The following is a 522-nucleotide window of genomic DNA, read 5'->3' as shown; positions in this document are numbered from 1 at the left end:
CGAAGTCGAAGGCCAATGGACTAACGCTGCCCGAAAACCCAGCGAAAGAACCGCGGCACCGCTCCGTACCGCTCCATCCAGTCATAATAATCCCGGTACGCCGGATCGGCCGAAAGATGCCGCTCCTCGGTCCGCGCCCGCCAGCAATAGACTCCGTTGACGACACCGAGCAGCAGGCAACTGCGCGCCGCGTCCACCCAGGTCCCGGTCGACAGGATCGGGATCGTAGCGATCCACCAGAAGATGTTCTTCGACAAATAGGCCGGGTGCCGCGACACCGCATAGGGCCCGTGGGTCAGGATGCCCCGGTGCGTCAGGTTGGAAAAGCGGATGCCGAACGCCACGGTCGACCAGGCATAGATGGCGGTCAGCCCGACCAGCACCGCGCCGATCACCGCCAGCACCACCGGATGCCCGGCGAACCAATAGCTCCACTCGGCGGTCCCCGGTCGATAGTTGAGCGGGCCGTTATCGCCCATCAGGATCGTCGGCGGATAGCAGATCAGCGCCGCCGCCCAGGCC

1 protein-coding gene is annotated in these 522 nt (G+C 65.1%); it reads right to left on the bottom strand.

Features of this window, described 5'->3' with window-relative positions; all coding sequences use genetic code 11:
* Positions 1 to 20: 20 nt before the first annotated feature.
* Positions 21 to 522: methyltransferase family protein (locus tag NS355_RS17135; protein WP_153008270.1), on the bottom strand; the 502-nt coding region annotated here is incomplete at its 5' end.

It is taken from the genome of Sphingomonas yabuuchiae (assembly GCF_001477495.1).
Taxonomy (GTDB): domain Bacteria; phylum Pseudomonadota; class Alphaproteobacteria; order Sphingomonadales; family Sphingomonadaceae; genus Sphingomonas; species Sphingomonas yabuuchiae_A.
Note: the sequence above shows the minus strand (reverse complement) of the source record. Positions and strands in the feature narration are given on the sequence as shown.